The sequence below is a fragment of the Streptomyces sp. NRRL S-350 genome, from assembly GCF_000719705.1.
Classification (GTDB): Bacteria; Actinomycetota; Actinomycetes; order Streptomycetales; family Streptomycetaceae; genus Kitasatospora.
The window spans coordinates 1-427 of the sequence record NZ_JOHO01000211.1 but is presented as its reverse complement, the minus strand read 5'-3'; the positions used below and the strand labels follow the sequence as shown (position 1 = coordinate 427).

1 protein-coding gene is annotated in these 427 nt (G+C 71.2%); it reads right to left on the bottom strand.

Annotated elements, in window-relative coordinates:
* Positions 1 to 427, bottom strand: a 427-nt coding sequence (locus IF30_RS0140575; RefSeq protein WP_030248335.1) for a beta-ketoacyl synthase N-terminal-like domain-containing protein, incomplete at both ends; no start/stop codon positions are given.

Genomic DNA, 427 nt, shown 5'->3' with positions numbered 1-427 from the left:
CACCGAGCCGAGCCAGAGGGGTTGTTCGCGGTTCTGTCCGTAGGTGGCGAGGAGTGCCTGGGCTTCGATGGGGTCGCCGAGGCGGGTGCCGGTGCCGTGGGCTTCGACGGCGTCGATGTCGGTGGGTTGGAGGCCGGCGTTGGCGAGGGCCTGGCGGATGACGCGTTGCTGCGACGGCCCGTTCGGAGCGCGGGCGTCGGAGAGGCGTTCGAGGAGGAGTAGTCCGATGCCTTCGCCCCAGCCGGTGCCGTCGGCGTCGGCGGAGAAGGCTTTGCAGCGGCCGTCGGGGGAGAGGCCGCCTTGGTGGCTGAATTCGATGAAGGTGCCGGGGGTGGACATGACGGTGACGCCGCCGGCCAGGGCCATGGTGCATTCGCCGTTGCGCAGGGCGTTGGCGGCGAGGTGGACGGCGACGAGGGAGGACGAG